At 37.2% G+C, this 19,232-nt stretch carries 20 protein-coding genes; 15 read left to right on the top strand and 5 right to left on the bottom strand.

Features of this window, described 5'->3' with window-relative positions; genetic code table 11:
- Window positions 1–196: 196 nt before the first annotated feature.
- From R2876_06865 to R2876_06815, 11 genes are all read left to right on the top strand, one after another.
- The gene (locus R2876_06865) at window positions 197–1,045 is read left to right on the top strand and encodes a transketolase (protein ID MEZ4358324.1); all 849 of its coding nucleotides are present in this window, start codon (window positions 197–199) and stop codon (window positions 1,043–1,045) included.
- A 34-nt stretch (window positions 1,046–1,079) separates the two neighbouring features.
- Window positions 1,080–2,048 carry a transketolase C-terminal domain-containing protein gene (locus R2876_06860; protein ID MEZ4358323.1) on the top strand — a complete coding sequence of 323 codons (969 nt, stop codon included), beginning with the start codon at window positions 1,080–1,082 and terminating at the stop codon, window positions 2,046–2,048.
- Window positions 2,049–2,469: 421 nt separating this feature from the next.
- Window positions 2,470–3,051: an ABC transporter permease gene (locus tag R2876_06855; protein MEZ4358322.1), complete on the top strand. Its 582-nt coding sequence runs from the start codon at window positions 2,470–2,472 to the stop codon at window positions 3,049–3,051.
- Window positions 3,051–3,884, top strand: coding sequence for an ABC transporter permease (locus tag R2876_06850; protein ID MEZ4358321.1), 834 nt, complete (start codon window positions 3,051–3,053; stop codon window positions 3,882–3,884). Before R2876_06855 ends, R2876_06850 begins: the two co-directional genes overlap by 1 nt.
- Entirely contained in the window at window positions 3,857–4,624 is a 768-nt protein-coding gene (locus R2876_06845; protein ID MEZ4358320.1) for an ABC transporter ATP-binding protein, read from the top strand. Before R2876_06850 ends, R2876_06845 begins: the two co-directional genes overlap by 28 nt.
- Before the next feature lie 22 nt (window positions 4,625–4,646).
- The gene (locus tag R2876_06840) at window positions 4,647–5,396 is read left to right on the top strand and encodes an ABC transporter ATP-binding protein (GenBank protein MEZ4358319.1); all 750 of its coding nucleotides are present in this window, start codon (window positions 4,647–4,649) and stop codon (window positions 5,394–5,396) included.
- Between the two features lie 307 nt (window positions 5,397–5,703).
- The gene (locus R2876_06835; GenBank protein ID MEZ4358318.1) at window positions 5,704–6,630 is read left to right on the top strand and encodes a triose-phosphate isomerase; all 927 of its coding nucleotides are present in this window, start codon (window positions 5,704–5,706) and stop codon (window positions 6,628–6,630) included.
- Between the two features lie 38 nt (window positions 6,631–6,668).
- Entirely contained in the window at window positions 6,669–8,120 is a 1,452-nt protein-coding gene (locus R2876_06830; protein ID MEZ4358317.1) for a lactate racemase domain-containing protein, read from the top strand.
- A gap of 94 nt (window positions 8,121–8,214) precedes the next feature.
- Window positions 8,215–9,555 (top strand): transaldolase family protein, encoded by a 1,341-nt coding sequence (locus R2876_06825; protein ID MEZ4358316.1) that lies wholly within the window; start codon window positions 8,215–8,217, stop codon window positions 9,553–9,555.
- Between the two features lie 211 nt (window positions 9,556–9,766).
- Window positions 9,767–10,540 carry a sulfite exporter TauE/SafE family protein gene (locus R2876_06820; GenBank protein ID MEZ4358315.1) on the top strand — a complete coding sequence of 258 codons (774 nt, stop codon included), beginning with the start codon at window positions 9,767–9,769 and terminating at the stop codon, window positions 10,538–10,540.
- An 18-nt stretch (window positions 10,541–10,558) separates the two neighbouring features.
- Window positions 10,559–11,038 carry an RpiB/LacA/LacB family sugar-phosphate isomerase gene (locus tag R2876_06815; GenBank protein ID MEZ4358314.1) on the top strand — a complete coding sequence of 160 codons (480 nt, stop codon included), beginning with the start codon at window positions 10,559–10,561 and terminating at the stop codon, window positions 11,036–11,038.
- Between the two features lie 82 nt (window positions 11,039–11,120).
- Here the strand turns inward: R2876_06815 and R2876_06810 are convergent, their stop codons facing one another.
- A complete protein-coding gene (locus R2876_06810; protein MEZ4358313.1) occupies window positions 11,121–11,534 on the bottom strand; it encodes a DUF3842 family protein in 414 nt (137 codons plus the stop codon).
- Window positions 11,535–11,667: 133 nt separating this feature from the next.
- On the opposite strand from R2876_06810, the gene R2876_06805 reads away from it, so the two are divergent.
- Window positions 11,668–12,459, top strand: coding sequence for a histidinol-phosphatase HisJ family protein (locus tag R2876_06805; GenBank protein ID MEZ4358312.1), 792 nt, complete (start codon window positions 11,668–11,670; stop codon window positions 12,457–12,459).
- A 29-nt stretch (window positions 12,460–12,488) separates the two neighbouring features.
- On the opposite strand, the gene R2876_06800 is transcribed toward R2876_06805, so the two are convergent.
- Window positions 12,489–13,406 carry a hypothetical protein gene (locus tag R2876_06800; protein MEZ4358311.1) on the bottom strand — a complete coding sequence of 306 codons (918 nt, stop codon included), beginning with the start codon at window positions 13,404–13,406 and terminating at the stop codon, window positions 12,489–12,491.
- Window positions 13,407–13,653: 247 nt separating this feature from the next.
- Between R2876_06800 and R2876_06795 the strand changes: the two genes are divergently transcribed.
- Window positions 13,654–14,700 carry a hypothetical protein gene (locus tag R2876_06795; GenBank protein MEZ4358310.1) on the top strand — a complete coding sequence of 349 codons (1,047 nt, stop codon included), beginning with the start codon at window positions 13,654–13,656 and terminating at the stop codon, window positions 14,698–14,700.
- Here R2876_06795 and hisC read toward each other — a convergent pair.
- On the bottom strand, window positions 14,674–15,747 hold the full coding sequence (hisC, locus tag R2876_06790; protein MEZ4358309.1) for a histidinol-phosphate transaminase: 1,074 nt from the start codon (window positions 15,745–15,747) through the stop codon (window positions 14,674–14,676). The two genes, R2876_06795 and hisC, sit on opposite strands and share 27 nt — an antisense overlap.
- Window positions 15,748–15,760: 13 nt before the next feature.
- On the bottom strand, window positions 15,761–16,645 hold the full coding sequence (gene ispE / locus R2876_06785) for a 4-(cytidine 5'-diphospho)-2-C-methyl-D-erythritol kinase (protein ID MEZ4358308.1): 885 nt from the start codon (window positions 16,643–16,645) through the stop codon (window positions 15,761–15,763).
- An 88-nt stretch (window positions 16,646–16,733) separates the two neighbouring features.
- On the opposite strand from ispE, the gene R2876_06780 reads away from it, so the two are divergent.
- Both R2876_06780 and R2876_06775 read left to right on the top strand, forming a co-directional pair.
- Window positions 16,734–17,594 (top strand): class I SAM-dependent methyltransferase, encoded by an 861-nt coding sequence (locus R2876_06780; GenBank protein MEZ4358307.1) that lies wholly within the window; start codon window positions 16,734–16,736, stop codon window positions 17,592–17,594.
- Window positions 17,591–18,244 carry an RNA pseudouridine synthase gene (locus R2876_06775; GenBank protein ID MEZ4358306.1) on the top strand — a complete coding sequence of 218 codons (654 nt, stop codon included), beginning with the start codon at window positions 17,591–17,593 and terminating at the stop codon, window positions 18,242–18,244. The genes R2876_06780 and R2876_06775 overlap by 4 nt, the downstream gene beginning before the upstream one ends.
- Here the strand turns inward: R2876_06775 and R2876_06770 are convergent.
- The gene (locus R2876_06770; protein MEZ4358305.1) at window positions 18,231–19,160 is read right to left on the bottom strand and encodes an RluA family pseudouridine synthase; all 930 of its coding nucleotides are present in this window, start codon (window positions 19,158–19,160) and stop codon (window positions 18,231–18,233) included. The two genes, R2876_06775 and R2876_06770, sit on opposite strands and share 14 nt — an antisense overlap.
- Window positions 19,161–19,232: the final 72 nt, after the last annotated feature.

The following is a 19,232-nucleotide window of genomic DNA, read 5'->3' as shown; positions in this document are numbered from 1 at the left end:
TATTTTGAAGACAAAAATTAGTTTGTTTCAAACCAGGTTTTTACACTCGTTTTTTCCAAATAAGAAGTCTTTAAAGACTTATGGCAGGGGCTGTTTTAAGCTTATCACAGATAGTTTTGTTAATTTTATGTAAGACAAGTTTTTATACGGTATCTTGCGTAAAAATACCGTAAATCTATTATACGAGGAGAAACTAATGTTATCACAAGAAAAAATCAAAGAATTAAAAAAGTTTGCAATTGAAATTAGACGCCAAACTATTTACCAAATTGCTTTTTTGGGCGTAGGACATATAGGCGGAACCATGTCAATATGCGAGCTTATGGCTTGTTTGTATGGGCATATTTTAAATGTTGATCCTAAAAATCCTAAAATGAAGAACCGCGATCGTTTTGTTATGTCTAAAGGCCATGCAGGTCCATCTATGTATTCTGCATTAGCACTTAAAGGCTTTTTCCCAGTAAAGGAATTAGAAACGTTGAATAAGCCGGGAACAAGGCTTCCAAGCCATACAGACATGTCAAAAACACCTGGCGTAGATATGACAACAGGTTCACTTGGACAGGGAACATCTAGCTCTGCAGGTATTGCTCTTTCTGGCAAACTTAATGGAGAAGACCATTATGTATACTGCTTGATCGGAGACGGTGAAATGCAGGAAGGCCAGTGCTGGGAAGCTTTCGCTTTTGCGTCACAGCAGAAATTAGATAATTACATTGTATTTTTGGACAAGAACGTAAAACAGCTTGATGGAACGACAGATCAATGCTTAAGCCTTGGTAATGTAAGTGAAAGAATGGAAGCTTTCGGATGGAACGCACTGGAAGTAGACGGCCATGATGTTGCTGCAATCTGCGACGCAGTTGATAAAGCAAAATCATTTAAAGGGTCAGGCAAACCGACATTTATTACATTAAATACTATAAAAGGTAAAGATTGCCCAGCTGCTTTGAGAGCTCCAGTAAACCATAATATGCCACTTAGCATGGATGATTACAAAGAAGCTGGTGAGTTGTTAGATAAACAGCTTGCCGAATTAGCGTAACAGTAAAATTGATGATAGTGAGAGGTATATAATTATGAAAATAATATTAGCAAAAGAAAATGTAGCTGATGATAAACAGGTAAGAGCTGGTTATGCTGAAGTAATGACAAGTTATTTTGACAAAGGTGCACCTGTTATGCATTTAGATGCAGACTTAATGATGGCATCTGGCATGCGTCCATATTGGGAAAAGTATCCTAAAAATATAATTGAATGCGGTATCTGCGAAGCTAACATGGTTGGTGTAGCTTGCGGATTATCAGCAGAAGGCAAAATTCCTTTCTGCCATTCATTCAGCGTATTTATAGCACGTAGGGCTAATGACCAGATATATATGTCGGGTGCTTATGCATTCCAGAATGTAAAACTTTTAGCAACAGACCCTGGCGCAACCGCAGCATTAAACGGAGGCACACACGCTGGTGATGAAGATATAGCTTGTATCCGTGCTTTCCCTGGAATTACAATTATAGATGTTGTTGACCGCGCAATGATGAAGAGCGTTGTTAAATTAGCCGTTGAAACATATGGAATGTTCTATATCCGTACACCAAGAATGATCGAGAGAAAAGTATATGAAGACGGCAGTGAATTCGAAATCGGAAAAGCTGTTAAAATCCGCGATGGCAAAGATGTTACAATCATTGCATCAGGCATTTGTGTTGTTGAAGCAATCGATGCTGCTAAAGCTTTAGAAGAAGAGGGAATCTCTGCTAGAGTAATAGACATTTTCTCAATTAAACCAATAGATAAAGATACTGTTATTGCTGCCGCAAAAGAAACAGGAGCAATAGTTACCGCTGAAAACCACAACGTTATCGGTGGCCTTGGAAGCGCTGTTGCCGAAGTATTGGGAGAAGATTGCCCGACTTTATTGAAGAGAGTCGGCATCAAAGATAGATTCGGTGAAGTTGGTAAACCTGATTACTTAAAAGAAGCTTATCAGATTACATCCAAGTACATTGTAGAAGCAGCTAAAGAAGTTGTGGCTAAGAAAAAATAATAAAACGTCCAAAGTTTTTGAATTTTTATGCGCTAGCACAAAACTAGCGCATAGAAAATTTAATTAAAATAAAATTCAAGAAAAGGAGGAAGTATCATTTTGTGATGTGCCTCGCTAATATTTCGCAGGCGAGAAACAAAGATTAATTAATAAATATTTCATTATTAAATATAACATCACAGAAAATGAGGTTGAAAAGATGAGTAACAAAAAGGCACCTGTAAAAAGAAAAACTAGTAAATTAAAGTACACTATCATGGCTATCTGCAGTGTTTTAGTGTTTTTAGGAATTTGGGAAGCCGTAGTTAGATTAGGTTGGGTCTCTACAGATAAATTACCTACCCCAACTTCGGTTATTTCAGCTTTCTTTGTAAAACTCACGGACACAAAACCGGATGATTCAACTATTATAACTCATACATTGGTTAGTTTGGAGGAAGCTGTAACTGGATTATTAGCTGCTGTACTTATAGGAACTCCACTTGGACTGCTTATGGGTTGGTACAAAGGTTTTGACAGATTTGTAAGCCCTATATTTGAACTCGTAAGACCTATACCGCCAATTGCATGGATACCTTTAATGATAGTTTGGGTAGGTATTGGACTTACAGCTAGAGCTATAATCATATTTGCCGCTGCTTTCGTTCCGTGTGTAATTAACTCTTATACTGGAATAAAGAGTACGTCTAGAGTTCATATCAATGTTGCAAAAACATTTGGCGCAAGCAATTTCCAGATGTTTAGAAAGGTGGGTGTACCATCTTCAATGCCTATGGCATTTGCGGGAATGCGCGTTGCACTAAGCTCTGCTTGGGCAACACTGGTAGCTGCTGAGTTGCTGGCATCCAATGCTGGCCTTGGTTATATGATAACGATGGGCAGACAGCTCGTTCGTACCGACTTAATAGTACTTGGTATGTTTATCATAGGTGTTCTCGGTTTCATATTCACGGCAGTGTTTGGCAAGATTGAAAATATTGTAGTGAAATGGAGGACAGTATAATGGCAAAAGAAAGCAAAGCGCCCGTAATTGAAGGCGCACAAGATGTTAAGAAGATTACATTCAGATCTGTTTTTTATATAGTTGCACCATTCTTATCAATTATATTATTGGTTGTACTATGGTTCTTAGCATCAGCAAGCAATGGAAGCTTAGTACCTTCTCCCCTTAAAGTTTGGGATAGGTTTGTAGAACTCGCATTTACAAAGTTCTCTGCAAAAGTTAGCTTATTCGGACATATTTGGGCAAGTCTTCAGCGTGTTTTAATAGCTCTTGGAATCTCTGTTGTAACCGGTATCACATTTGGTGTTATGGTCGGATGGAGCAAATCATTTAGAGCTATATTTGGAACATTATTTGAATTACTTCGTCCAATACCGCCAATTGCATGGTTATCATTATCAGTTATGTGGTTTGGTATCGGTGAATTCCCGAAAGTATTCATAGTTTTCATCGGAACATTTACACCGTTAGTTATCAACTCTTATACTGGTATAAGACTTGTAGATCCACTGTTATTGGATGTAGGACGTATGTTTAATGCGAAAAATAACCAGTTGCTGATGGAAATTGCGGTTCCATCTGCATTACCGGCGATATTCGCTGGATTCAGAAACGCCACATCTCTTGGATGGATGGTTGTTTTAGCCGCAGAAATGATAGTTGCAAAAACTGGCCTTGGATTCTTAATCTATCGCGGAATGGACTACTTTGATGTTCCGCAGATACTAGTTGGTATGATCACGATTGGTATCGTAGGTGCATTGCTTGCAGTTATCACAAACTATTTAGAAAGGTGGATCTGTCCATGGAACGTAAAACTAGAGCAAGAATAAGTGTTAAAAACTTATCAAAAACATTTTTCAGCGTAAAAGGCGAACCGCGTCTGGTTGTTGATAACGTATCATTTGACGTTTATGATAATGAATTCTTCGTTCTACTTGGCCCAGGACAGTGCGGAAAGTCCGTCATAATCAATATGATGGCGGGTCTTTTAAAACAGGATGAAGGCGAAGTTACATTAGACGGCGAAAAAGTCACTGGTCCTAACCCTAAAATAGGTATGATATTCCAGAAACTCGGCTTAATGCCTTGGAAAACAGTTATGGAAAACGTTGAAATAGGGCCACAGCTTCGCGGAGTAGATAAAAAAGAAAGACGCGAAAAAGCACAGTACTACATAAACTTAGTTGGATTAAATGGATTTGAAAACCATTTTCCACATCAATTATCCGGTGGTATGAAACAACGTGTTGGTATCGCAAGGGCATATACAAATGACCCGGAAATCCTAATAATGGATGAACCGTTTGGTCAGTTGGACGCACAGACAAGATATAGCATGCAGAACGAAGTTGCACGTATTTGGAGTGAAGAGAGAAGAACAGTTATCTTCATTACAAACAACATCGAAGAAGCAATATACCTTGGGGACAGAATACAATTGCTAACAACATGTCCTGCTAAGATCAAGAAGGTATACGATATTGATCTTCCACGGCCAAGAGATATGATTGACCCATATTTCTTAACCATGAGAAAAGAAATATCTTACAATACCGACTTGGCTCTATAAGAATAAGAAAAGGAGCAACGCAATGGCAGATAATAGAGAAATTAAAATTGAAGTTAAGAACTTAACTAAATATTTTGGTTCATTACACGTTTTAGATGATATTTCTTTTAACGTTCATAAAGGCGAATTCTTGTGCGTTGTTGGGCCTACCGGATGCGGAAAAACTACATTTTTGAATTTACTTACACAATTAATTCCTCCGACAAAAGGAGAAATATTGGTTGATGGTGTAGTTGCCGATCCTAAAGTCCATAACCTGACATTCGTTTTCCAGGAGCCTTCGGCTTACCCTTGGCTCACAGTTCAGCAGAACCTGGAATTCGGATTAAGGATAAAGCACACGCCCGAAAACATCATAAAAGAAAGAGTCGACAGAATTTGTGATTTAATGGGCCTTGATAAATTCCGTGATGCTTTCCCGCATCAGTTGTCAGTTAGTACAGAACAGCGTATAGTTATAGGACGTTCGTTCGCTATATATCCTGACCTTCTATTAATGGATGAACCTTATGGCCAGATGGACATAAAGATGCGCTATTACTTAGAAGACGAAGTTCTAAAGCTGTGGAAAGAGTTTGATTCTACGGTTATATTTATCACACATAACATCGAAGAAGCTGTTTACTTAGCAGAGAGAATATTAATTCTCACAAATAAACCTGCTAAAGTAAGAGAAGAAGTTATAGTTGATATTCCAAGACCACGTGACTTCACAACTCCTGAGTTTGTTGAAATCAGAAGATATGTTACAGACAAGATTAAATGGTGGTAAAAATAAGAATATTTTCTTAAAGAACTATACTTATGCGGTTTTTATTAAAGCCGCATAAGTTATAGTTTTTTTATTTGATAATTTTTTTAGCAATTTAAAAAATTCGTTGTTAAAATTTATCTATAAATTGTGCAATATTTTTTTAAATAAACACAACATACAGTTGGCGTAAATGAACCATATATGATATAATACAAAAAGTATGGGAACATGTATTTCATGTGCAAAAAATCCATAAAATATGGGAAATATGCGCATTAAAATTTAAGCAATATTTTTTAAAATAATTAAAGTAACGGAGGTTATTATGAAAAAAATATTTGTTAACTTAAAACGTTTCGAAGTTAGTAAAGAAAAAGGCGGCATTTGCCCAATGGACAATCCAATCGAGTGGACAAAATGGGTAGTTGACGAATCTATCAAACTTAACTTAGGAAACATCGATAACGTATTCGTATGTTATCTGTTGCCAGAAGCAACACTTTATACAGGACTTAGCACTCTTAACGGCTATCCTGAATCAAAAAGAACACGTCTTAACTTAGGATGCCAATCTGTTTACCGCGCAGACATCAAAGCCGGCGGAAACTTCGGTGCATTCACATCTAACCGTCCTGCTCTTGCAATGAAAGAAATAGGCTGCAATTGGACAATGATAGCCCACAGTGAAGAAAGAAGAGATAAACTTCAGATGATCGCTGCTTATGACCCAGCTACAGAGACAGATGCTGCTGCAGCTAAAAAATCCGCTGATGCAGTTGATGCATTACTTAACGCACAGGTTAAGTGTGCAATAGACCGTGGAATGGATGTTCTTTTCTGTATAGGTGAAACAGCCGAGCAAAAAGGCGAAGGCGGATATGACCAGTATGCACCAAGAGTAAAAGCAGTTTTAAGGTCACAGATCGAAAATGCTTTTAAAGGCATAGATAAAGAAAAAGTAAAAGATATCGTTTTAGGATATGAGCCGATCTGGGCTATTGGACCAGGCAAAACTCCTCCAGACAGCGATTACATAGCATTTGTTTCCAAATATGCTAAAGAAGTTACAAAAGAGCTTTATGGATATGAATTAGACGTTGTTTACGGTGGCGGGCTTAAAGAAGAAAATGCAGAGAGCATAGCTGCTGTTAGCACAATAGACGGCGGGTTAGTTGCATTGACAAAATTCGTACAGCCTATCGGATTTGATCCGCAGAGCCTTAAAAATATAATAATGGCATATGTAAAGTAGCATATATGTTTTAAACATTGAAAGGAGAAAACAAAAACATGAAACTATCATTTGAATACGGTCATGGCATGATGGATGCTAATGTTCCAGATAATACTGATATATTTATTCCTGGCGAAACAGTTGCCGATCCTCCGCATATACCAGAAGATAAAATTGTTGAGGAAACACGTAAATCAGTTCACAATCCTATAGGAATGGAGCCACTTTCAAAAACAGCTAAAAAAGGAGATAAAGTAGTATTTATTATTCCTGATATAGTTAAAGGCGGTGTACAGCCTACTTCACATCGTAAAGTTGCAATAAAAGTTATATTAGAAGAACTTTACGCTGCAGGAGTTGAAAAGAAAGACATTTTACTTTTAATATCAAACGGGTTACATCCAAGAGCCACAGTACCTGAATTAAGAGCAATCTTAGGGCCAGAATTATTCAACGAATTCTATACAACCAATCAAATTACAAGCCACGACAGCGAAGACTATGAACATCTTATTGACCTTGGTTATACAGACCGCGGCGACCGCGTAATTATGAACAAATACGTTTATGATGCAGATATCGCTATATTAATCGGACATGCACAGGGAAACCCATACGGTGGTTATTCCGGCGGTTATAAACATAGCACAACCGGTATAACACACTGGAGAAGCATTGCTACGCATCATGTTCCTGACGTTATGCATATTCCTGGTTTTACACCTGTTTCAAAGCATTCGCTTATGCGTAAAAAATTCGATGAAATCAGCATGCATATGGAAAAATGCATGGGCAAAAAATTCTTCTGCTGTGATGCAGTTTTAGATACTTATTCAAGGCAGTTAGGAATTTACAGCGGCTATGCAAAAGAAATGCAGCCTATTTCCTGGAAATTAGCCGATAAGAGAACATACGTTCCCTGGGCAAAGAAAAAATATAATGTTTTACTATTCGGTATGCCACAGGCTTTCCACTATGGCAACGGCATGGGCACAAACCCAATCCAGATGATGCAGGCTTTATCCGCACAGGTTATCCGTCATAAGAGAATTATGGCTGACAACTGCGTAATTATTTGTTCATCTCATTGCAACGGTTATTTCCATGATGAACGTTGGCCATATCTTCGTGAAGTATACGAGCTGTTCCAGAAGGATTATATGAATATATTACCTGATATGAACAGATACGGCGAATATTTCGGAACAAATCAAGAATACATACGTAAATATCGTTTCACAAATGCATTCCATCCGTTCCATGGTTTCTCCATGATGAGCTGCGGACACATTGCTGAAATGAATACAGCCGCAATTTATATCGTTGGAGCCGAGGAACCAGGTATTGCCCGCGGAATGGGGCTTAAGACACGCGCTACTTTTGAAGAGGCATTGGAAGATTGCAAGAAGATCGTTGGACCAACTCCGAATATCTTAGCTTTACCTAAGACATTCAAGATCGGTGCTGTTCACCTCATGATGGAAAACGACAGCTTAGAAGATGTCTAATTAAATTTAAAACATTGTTTACATTGGGGGAAAATCCCTTAATGTAAACATATGGATATAAAATGTATTATTAATAAAGGAGAGGTAAACATACATGATTGACAAATATTTATATGAAAACGATTTGTTAAAATGTACGCTTAGCGCAATTGATGGCGTCTCTATCGCCCGCGGCGACGAAGACTATGCAAAGAGAGTTATGGATATGCCAATGTCCTATGACTTATTCTGCACATTGAGTGAATGCGCACAGACTATAGGCGTAACGAAGAACTTTAAAGAAGTTATAGACTACTTTAAAGTACCGGCTAACGAGACACCGGCAGGTTTCCGTTTAGGATTTGAGCTTAAAGCTTCAGGATTATTATTGGTAGATTTAGTTCGTGATATATCTTACGACAAAAACTGCGAAAAACGCCCAACACAGCTGCTTTTCTCAGCAGACTCTGCAAATCCATATGAAGTTGTAAGCATAAAGAACTTAATTGCAAACTTAACATGTAATCCAGCTATCATCTACAACATGTTCATCAACAACCCAAAGGCTAATGTTGGTAACAAGTTTAAAACAAGAGATGAAGTTATGGCAGAACTAGCCAGAATCTTAGGACCTGGAATCGATATCAGTGTTGAATTAAACGATCCATTCAGCACACCTGAAAGCCAGCTTTTAGAAGAAGCAGCAAGATTCAGAGAGATCTTAGGAAAATGGCGTACAGTTATTAAGATTCCTCATACCGGCCCAGTTAATTCAGGAAACGTCAATGAGCTTTTGACAGGCGACAAGATGTTTAAAACAAGATACAATGCCGGTTCTGCAGAATCGAATTTCCGTGGACATAACTTAGCTCTCTTAATGAAAGAGAATGGTTACAAAGTTAACTTCACACTTATGTTTGACCAGTATCAGACATCTATGGCTCTTCAGGCAAGGCCATATTTCATAAACAGCTTCGTAATGTTCAGACAGACTCAGACACAGAGAATTAAAGGCTTGCTCGGTGCATATGAAGTTAGTGGAGACGATGCATTCTTAGAAGAATTAAGAAACTACATGGTACAAAACGACTACCTCGCATCAGGCGAATTAGCTCTTGATTTACATACAGTAAAATCCCGTGCTGAATACTTATCAGATTACCGTGGATTTGAAGCTTGTGGATACGATGGGTTTGAAGGCTTAGATGGAGTTAAGCACAACTTACGTGTAATGCGTACATGCAACATGGAAGATTCAAGGCTTATTATCTGTAACATCCAGGGAGAAGAAATTTATCCGTTCTTAGATACTACATTATTCAATGGAGAATTTGATGATGTAATGGATAAGATCGTTATAACATCTCCACCGGCTCACCTTGCTCAGTTTACAAGCTCACCGTTGGTAGTTCAGTTCCACAGACGTTTTATGAACGCTGCAGCAGGGCAGAAATAAGAAAAAAATTAATAAATAATATTATTACACTCTCAAGGCTTTTAAATGTCTTGAGAGTGTGGTATATATTAAAATCCTTAGTATAAAGTTTTCAAACGATTTAAGCGTTTTTTATTTTGACAAAAAATTAATAATTTTTAAAATTGATAAAATTTTGCGGAAATATTTTTTCGTAAATTCATATAAAATAGGGCAGAAGGTATTTTAGATTATGGAGTCGGTATTAGATGTAACATTGGTTAACTGCTTGCTCGTCTTTAGCATTGTAGCCTTTTGCGGATTTATGCATACAAGCACGGCAGTTGGTTATTCAATATTTGCTATGACATTGATGCCGCTTTTATTACCGTTTGTATCGGCTGCCGTAATAAATAAAATAGCAATGCTTGCTTTAACTTTCATGGTAATCGGAAAATTAAGGCAGAAGGTGGATTATAGCTTTATAATCATCCCAACGATTACCGCATTATTTGGGGATACATTAGGGTTTTATGTACTGATCAGTGTAGACGTCAGTATTCTTAAAGTGGCTCTTGGGGCAGTACTTATACTATTTGGCCTGTTTATGTTTATCTTTAACGGCAGAATATCTATTAAACGTTCAGTTACGGCCAGTATTATCGTAGGGTTTTTAGCCGGATTTATGGGAGGGCTATTTAATTTAACAGGTATTGTCTTAGCTGTATACTATTTTTCCGTGTTAGATGATAAACTGGCATATGCTTCATCTATACAAGCGACAATGTTTATAGTAAAGATATGGGATATAGGAATAAATGCAATATATGGAAATTACTCTATACCTGGTACATGGATATATGTTATAATTGCAGTTGGAGCTGTAATATTTGGCGGCCTTTTAGGTCTTAAAGTATTAAAGAAGATAAATAAAGATACTATAGGAAAAATTTCCTATTCGTATATGATTATAATGGGCATAGCGCTTGTTATAAATTTAGAGCAGATTTTGAAAGGTCTGCATTAATTTAAGGAGGAAGATATTATGAAAATTATTTTAGGCGCAGATTTTAATGCAGTATTAATTAAAGATGCAGTAAAAAAGATGCTTACTGATGAAGGCCATGAGGTTCTTGATGTTGGCGTTATAGACCTTGCAAAGCCTATACCGTATATGGACATTGCAGCTAAAGTTGCAACTTCTATACAGAAGGGTGAATATGACAGAGGCATTTTATTCTGCGGTACAGGAATGGGAATGGCTATCATTGCCAATAAGTACAAAGGTATTTATGCAGCTGTTTGTGAAAGTACATATTCAGCTGAAAAATGCCGTGCTATAAACAATGCAAACGTTCTTACAATGGGCGGATTCATGATCGGTGAAAAATTAGCTTGTGATATGGCTAAAGTATTTGTTGACACAAACTTAGGGGATGGATTAGAAGAATTCCGTAAGAATAACGTTAAGAAATGCGTTCCTGCAGTTGCTGCAGCAGAAGAAGTTTTATTTGGATGTAAATAAGAAAACCTTTAAAAGTTTTTCAAGAAATCCATGCGCTATGCATAAAAAAACCGCTTTAAAGCGGTTTTTTATTTTTTATGTTTTAAAAAAGGCTAAACAACAAGGTCACAGCCTGGTCTATACATTCATTTAATGAATCTCTATAAGTGCCGCCGATGAAAACATTGCATTTGTTTGTTGGTATTAAAATTTTTCTTGCTTTGCTTTGAGAAATTGCTGATGCCATTTTTTCTGACAGTTCGCCATGAAAGGAATTAGCACACACTATTCCAACGGCGCCCATTATAACATCGCATTCTTCTGCTACTTTAGAATTATATACTATTGCATTTTCACCGGTTGCGCCGAATTTTGCACCTGCACGAAGCATAGCAGAAGTAGCAAGAGAATTGCAGCCTATTGCGAGGATGTCTAAATCGGATTTTTTAGCGCGGATTTTTTCTATAACGGTTTTTCCAACGCCACCGCCCTGACCATCTATTATATAAACTCTCATGATTATTCCCCCATAATTTAAGCTATAAAGTTATTATAGCTTAAATTATAATAAATAAGCAACCTGCATTTATAATATAAAGCAATTGTAAAAAATAGGGCAAGACGTTATAATAAAAAACGGAGAAGCAATTATGATAGATTATCACATTCATTCAAACATATCTACAGACGCAACAGATCCAATGCAGGTCTTAGTTGAGGCGGCTGAAAAAAAAGGGTTAAAGGAAATATGTTTTACCGAGCATATGGATTTAGACTACCCTTTTCAAACCAAACATAACTGGTGTTCTGATATGCAGCTTTATGATAAGGCTATTAAATCTATAAAAGTAAAAGGCGATTTAAAAGTTAAAAAAGGGATTGAAGTAGGCTTAAAAGACGGCGTTTATGACAGACTGAACGATATAATAGATAACAATGGGTTAGATTTTGTAATAGCCTCCCAGCATTTGATAGGAGATGAAGACCCTTATTTTCCAGAATATTATATAGGCAAAGACCAGAAATCGGTTTACGAAAGCTACCTTCTTGAAATATTTAATAAAATATCGGCATTTGACAATTTTGACGTTGTCGGACATATCGGATATATAGTCCGTTTTGTGCCGTATAAAGATGTAAAAATAGAATTTTTGGAATTTTTGGACATTATAGATGAAATCCTTAAATCTGTAATATCAAGAGATAAAGGTATAGAGCTAAATACTATTGCATTTAGTAAATTTAAACAAAGTTTGCCGGCTCTTAACATAATAAAGCGTTATTATGAACTGGGCGGAGAAATAATAACGATAGGTTCTGATGCGCATACAGCAAGCAGGGTCGGTGATAAAAATAAATGGGCTATGGAGCTGTTAAAAGATGTAGGGTTTAAATATATAACGATATTTAACAAAAGGCAGAAAAGTTTTTTAAAATTATAAAAATAAAAACCGGTTTAAAACCGGTTTTTTCATCCTGTTTTTGCTTTGCCGATAGCTTCATTAAGCGTATCTATGTAGTTTGAAAGTTCTGATATTTTATTTAGCCCGTTTAAACTTAGGAAATTTTTATTCGCTTCCAGCAGCTGATGATACATTTTATAAAGTTCATCGTATTTTTGTTTTTCAAAAGTATTTTCTTCTAACAGCTGTTTTTGTTTTTGCTCAAGGTAAATATTTTCTTTATTTAACCTGTTTAATAAATCATCCTGCCTTGCCGGTTCTGTTGGTTGTTTGCTAAGCGATACGTTTTGCACTGCCGCTTCTGTCAGCGACAAGAAGCTTTTAAAGAAACATTCTGTATCTTCACCTAAATAATCCAGATTTTTTATGATATCGCCTATTATTTTAACTAGGTTTAGCTGCTTTTCTTTTATCTTAAGAGGTTTTCTCCCGCGAAGCGTTTTATCCACATAAGGGTTAAAGAACAAAATGTTCTCTTCTGTAAGTTTTAACATGATAGAATTCACAAGGTCGCGGTTGCTTCTTATTGTACTGCGGTATTTGTTCTGAAGCCTGAGCATTTTCTGTTTATCTCCGTTTGCTATTCTAAGAGTACAGCTTCTAACAGATTCCCCTTTTGCCTGAGAGATTAATACTTCACGGATCAATTCCGAGATCTCAGCGTTATTAAAAGGTACGAAAGTACTGAGACGCGGATGAAGGCCTATTGAATTCTCCCGCATTTTTAAGTAATAGAAATTTCTTATGCTGTTTGGCCTGCGCCCTGTTTTTTTAGCGACAGTTTCAAATACATAGTTAAGAGGCAGATCATTCTTCTCTGCCAGAGACGATTCACTAGATAAAAGTTCAATTTCTTCATTACTCCAGCCTGATTTAAGATGGCGTTGAAAGGATCTTAATGGTTGATTGTTATCAGAGTTTACCATATCTTACTCCCCTTGAATTTTTGATTTTTAATAATTATTAACATAAAATATATAAATTAAACAAATAAAAGCGAAGAAACTCTTCGCTTTTGTTAAAAATATTTAAACATTATAAATTATGCCTATTTTAATAAATATAGAACATCTATTGGGTTAATAAAAACTTTTTAAAGTTAACCAAAGTCATTTAAGGAATTTAAACATAATATACATATATTAATAAAAAAGATTTAAGGAGAGACATTTAGTGAAGGACAACGTACCGGTTATAATAAATATAGAATCCAGTGTTGCTGGCATCGTTAAAATCAACGACGGCGTTGCTGGCGAAGTCGGAGGCGAAGAAGGGAAAAGGGTTATCACGCAAGTATCGGGCAAAGGTACTTTTTATATTTCATTTCTGCCGTTGTCTTCATCATATGAAAGGATGGCGATGCCTCTTATAAGAAGGATAATAATCGGCAATACGGTATCTATTTTTGAAGACGATGGGTTAATAGAAGTCCTCTGCATGCCCGGCATGTATTTAATAAGGATCAAGCCGCTTTTTATTTCATCTGGAAGGGGCGAAATCAAGCCGCAGATGTTCGGCAGGTTTATATTTCAATCGGGAGGAATATCTTTCGTTGCGGGAATCTATCAGGAGAAAGAAGTATATATCTTTTTGGAAGAGGAAAGAAGAGGGTATACTGTGTTTGCCTATCCTCTCTGGTTCCGCGTTAAAAGCGCGTCTGTTTTAATGCATAAAATAGGCGACAGCGTTTTTTTATTATACACAGGTGAATCAAGTGAAGGGGATTTTTGCTTTGGAGTTCAGATAAGCCCGGAAATACGGTTTATAGATGGGTTTTTGAATGCAAAAGCGACTGTGCACTTAGACAGCCTTGTGTTTAATGTAGTAGAAAAAGACAATGGAATTAAGAAAAATTATTACTTTACATCTGAAAATGGACAGATTATTTTAAAATCAAGTGAAATTAATATGATAGAAGGCTGTGAAAATATAAAAACGGCAACCGCGCTTTTGTTTTTAGATAGTGTTTTAAAGAACCGCAAAGAAGAGTCATTGAAATTTTTAACGATGCAGCTTTTAGACGGGCTGTGTTACGAAGATATATGTGAGTTTTTAGGACCATTTTCAAAAATAACGACTAAATCACCGTTTAAAGAGGGTAATATAATTACTCTTTGGTATAAAAAAAGCAGCAATGTATACGACATCCGCTGCTTCTCATTTGAATTTTACAAGACTTCTAATGATAATTACCTAATCGACAACATATCCGAGGCTTGATAAAATTTTTTCAAGTTTGGATATAAATGCGATCATTTCGGCACCGGTACCTATGGTTACCCTTAAATAGTTGTCTATCCGCGGTAGGTTAAAGTATCTTACCAATATGCCGGCTTTTTTAAGTTCATTAAGAAGTGTTTTTGCCGGGATTTCATGTGATATAAATACAAAGTTTGCAAGAGAAGGAAGCACGTTAAACTTAAGTTTTTTAAGAGCTAAAATAGTTTCCTTTCGTGTTTCCAATATATTTTGATATACCATATTGGCATAAGTTTCGTCTTTTAAAGCTGCGGCAGCCATCTCTTGGGATATAGCATCTGTAGGATAGGAATTAAAACTGTCCCTTATACGGGTCAAACCGTTTATCAAGTATTCGGATCCAATGGCATATCCGGCCCGAAGCCCGGCCAGTGAATGGGATTTTGAAAGTGTCCTAACTACTAAAAGATTATCATATTTCTTTGTTAAGGGTACGGCAGTCTCACAGCCAAACGCAACGTATGCTTCATCTACGATTACAACTTTACCCTCGTTATTGGCTACTATTTTCTCAACCTCATTTAAGCTTATCGCCATACCTGTCGGTGCATTGGGATTTGGAAAAACAACTCCGCCTTTACTCATATACATTTCTTTAACAGGGACGCTAAAATCGCTATTCAAAGGAATTATATCAAGTGGTATATTGAAAAATTTAGCCCAGACAGGATAAAAACTGTAAGTTACGTCAAAGATCTTAACTGGTTTATCAGGGTCGAAAAAGGCGGCAAAACAAAAAGCCAATAGCTCATCTGAGCCGTTTGAACAAAATACGTTTTTAGCATCGACTTTATTTACTAAAGCCGCTGCATCTCTAAAATCTCCCCCATCTGTTTTAGGATACCGCCTTAGCGCAGGTTTTATTGCATTTGCTGCGGCAGCTATTGCATGCTGTGACGGCGGATATGGGTTTTCATTGGTGTTTAGCTTTATTACATTATTCTTAGGTTGTTCCCCTGCAGTGTATGGAACGATGCTGCGTGCCAAATCGCTTAAATATTTATCCATAAAAAACACCTCTTTAATAGATAGTCAATATTTCTTCAAATGTCTTGTCCGTTCCCTGTGTTAAAAACACAAAGTCAAATGCCTTTAAACCTTCAAGTGAAGTTTTAGCTAGTATTGCCTTTTTTATATCGTCGAATACGCCAAAGACCGCACTTCCGCTTCCCGTTATCATGGAAGACAGCGAACCTGCCTTTTTAAGGAGTGGAAATGCATTTTTAATTTTTGGTTCGATACTTTTTGCCGCTGCTTCAAGCATATTGGCAGAGTTTTTTATAAAAGAAGGTAAATCTCCTTCTTTTAAAGCTCTTAATACAGCAGGCATGTCCGCTTTTTTAGAATTAAAGTTTAAACAAACAGAATATGCCTTTGCTGTAGATACACTCAATTTATAATTTACTATAACAAAATACGCAGGAATATTATATTCAGCTACATTCAAAACCTCGCCTATGCCTTGGGCGCGTTTGCACCCATAATATAAAAAGAAGGGTACATCTGCTCCTATACGTTTTGCAATGTTAACCAGTTCGTCTATTGAAAATTTGGTCTCATATAACTTGTTTAAAGCCAAAATTACAGCCGCCGCATTTGAAGACCCACCTCCAAGACCTGCTCCTGACGGTATACGTTTGTTTATCGTTATATGCGCACCAGACGAGATATTAGCGGCTTTTAGAAAAATGCTAGCAGCTTTATATGCTATGTTGTGTTTGCCGTTTGGTATATGCTCGCTATCTGTATTAACTGTTAATACTTTATCTTTAAATATCCTAAGCGTATCGTAAAGAGAGATAGGTAACATAACCGTATCTATGTCGTGATAACCATCTTTTCTTTTTCCTTCTATGTTTAAACAGAGATTGATCTTAGCGTACGCTTTTAAGATTATTCCGTGCAAATAAATCACCTATCATATTATAGCATAATGGAAAATTATATGGTATGCTTTTAATTAAAGAAATATTACATATGTGGAAGGTTATGGTATGGAATTTATAGCATCTGGCTGGAAAGATTACGTTGTTATAGATGCAGGCGATAAAGAAAAACTGGAAAGATGGGGAGATGTAACTTTGCGCAGGCCGGACCCACAGTCTATCTGGCCTAAAGAGTTTCCAAACCTTTGGAACACTTCAGATGCTGATTACATAAGGAGTTCGACCGGCGGCGGTAAGTGGAGCTTTAAAAAGAAGCTGCCGGAGAGATGGCAGATAGCATATAATGATATTAAATTTTATGTCCGCCCGACAGGGTTCAAACATACCGGGCTTTTTCCAGAGCAGGCTGTCAACTGGGATTTTATGATGGATAAAATCAAAAAAGCACAGAGGAAAATCAAAGTATTAAACCTTTTTGCATATACGGGCGGCGCTACGCTTGCCTGCCTTAAAGCGGGGGCGGAAGTAGTTCACGTCGATGCGGCTAAGAGCATGGTTAATTGGGCTAAGGAAAACGTTCAACTCTCCGGCCTTAAAGATTATCCCGTGAGGTTTATAGTCGACGATTGTTTAAAGTTCGTTTTAAGGGAATTAAGGCGGCAAAACACCTATGACGCTATAATAATGGACCCGCCTTCTTATGGGCGCGGAGCCGACGGACAGCTTTGGAAGATAGAGGAAAACATATATTCGCTCGTTGCACAGAGTGTAAAATTACTAAGTTTAGACCCATTGTTTTTTATAATAAATTCTTATACGACTGGACTTAGCCCCATAGTTACAAAAAATATTTTAATAAGGACATTAAAAGGCAAGGAGGGAACTTTTGAGGCCGGCGAAATTGCCCTTCCTATAGAAAAATCCAAAACGCTTCTGCCTTGCGGTGCAACCACGAGGTGGTTTAGATGAAGCTTCATATATTATATGAAGACAATCATGTAATAGCCGCTATCAAGCCGCCAAACGTCTTATCCCAGGCGGATTCTTCGGGAGACGCGGATATGCTTACCATAATAAAGGGATATATAAAAGAAAAGTATTCAAAACCGGGAGACGTATATTTAGGGCTTGTTCACAGGCTGGACCGGCCTGCATCGGGAGTCATGATATTTGCAAGGACATCGAAAGCCGCCTCCAGGCTTTCTAACGAAATAAGAAATGGCCGCATGCAAAAGGTTTATCTTGCCGTAACGTCAAGAATACCGCCGCAAGATGAAGGCGAGCTTACTGGATATATAAAGAAATCGAATGGAAATTCAAAGATATGTGAAAAAGGCGAAGAAGGTGCTAAAGAAGCGCGCCTAAAGTTTAAAGTGCTAAATAAAAAAGATGGCATGGCGCTTATCAAGGTAGATTTATTGACAGGGAGGCATCACCAGATCCGTGTCCAGTTTGCATCTATTGGCTGCCCGCTGGTCGGCGACATGCGATATGGGCAAGGTGAAAAATATAAGCTTGCACTCTTCTGCAGCCAGCTTATTGTAAAACACCCCACAAAGGAAGAAATGCTTAATATTTCAAGCAAAGTGCCAGATGTTTATCCGTTTAATCTTTTTTAAAAAGGGAAATGGAACCGTCTGTTTCAAACGGAACGGGCAGTGTAAATACTTTGTTATTTAGATATGATAAAACATGGTTAGGACCTAGATTAAATACCATACGGTTTGCAAATAAAAGCTGGTGCTTTTGCTTATAAAGTTTATTTATAATACGTTTGCCGTATTTGTCGTCTCCTAAAATAGGGTGGCCAATATATGCCAGATGTGCCCTTATCTGATGAGTACGCCCGGTTACAAGCTCAACTTCCAACAGTGAAAGTTTTCCGTTAGTCTTAAGGGTTTTGTATCTAGTTACAACCGGCAGCGACTTAAGCGAAGGAGTTTTATGTATATATACATGGGAACCGGCTGCGTCTTTAGTTAGAAAATGATGCAGCTGCGAACTTTCAGGAGAAGGGCGGCCTATTACTACTGCGTGATAGTATTTGGATATTTTTCTTTCGCGGAAGGCATTTACCAAAATATCTGCCGCCACGTCGCTTTTGGCTATAACCATAAGCCCGCCTGTATAATGGTCCAGGCGATGGACTAAGTGAGGAACGTTTGATATACAGTTTATGATTTCGTCTTTATCCTGCATATGTTCCATAGCCATAGAATAAATTGAAAGTGCGCCGATCTTTTTATCGTCGTCAACGGAAATGCCGCTTTGCTTATTTATGATAAGTATATGAGGGTCCTCATAAACTATATCTAGGGAGAAATTAAAGTTAAGCTTAGCATTGGTTATATAAACTGTGACTTTATCGTCTTTAGCAAGCTCTACATTACGCCGTTGGCGCAGGCCGTTTACCTTTATATCACCACTCTTAAGCGCCTCAAAAAATACGCTTTGTTTAAGCGCAGGATAAGTATCCATTATAAAGGTTTTAAGTGTTTTTTCATCGTAGTCTGATGTTACTTTTAATTCAACCATATAATTAATGATAGTGTTTTTTTGAATATAGTCAAGATTAAAAAATGTTAAAACATGTTAATATTTTTAATA

The organism is Eubacteriales bacterium (assembly GCA_041390245.1).
Taxonomy (GTDB): Bacteria; Bacillota; Clostridia; order Christensenellales; family JAWKQI01; genus JAWKQI01.
Note: the sequence above shows the minus strand (reverse complement) of the source record. Positions and strands in the feature narration are given on the sequence as shown.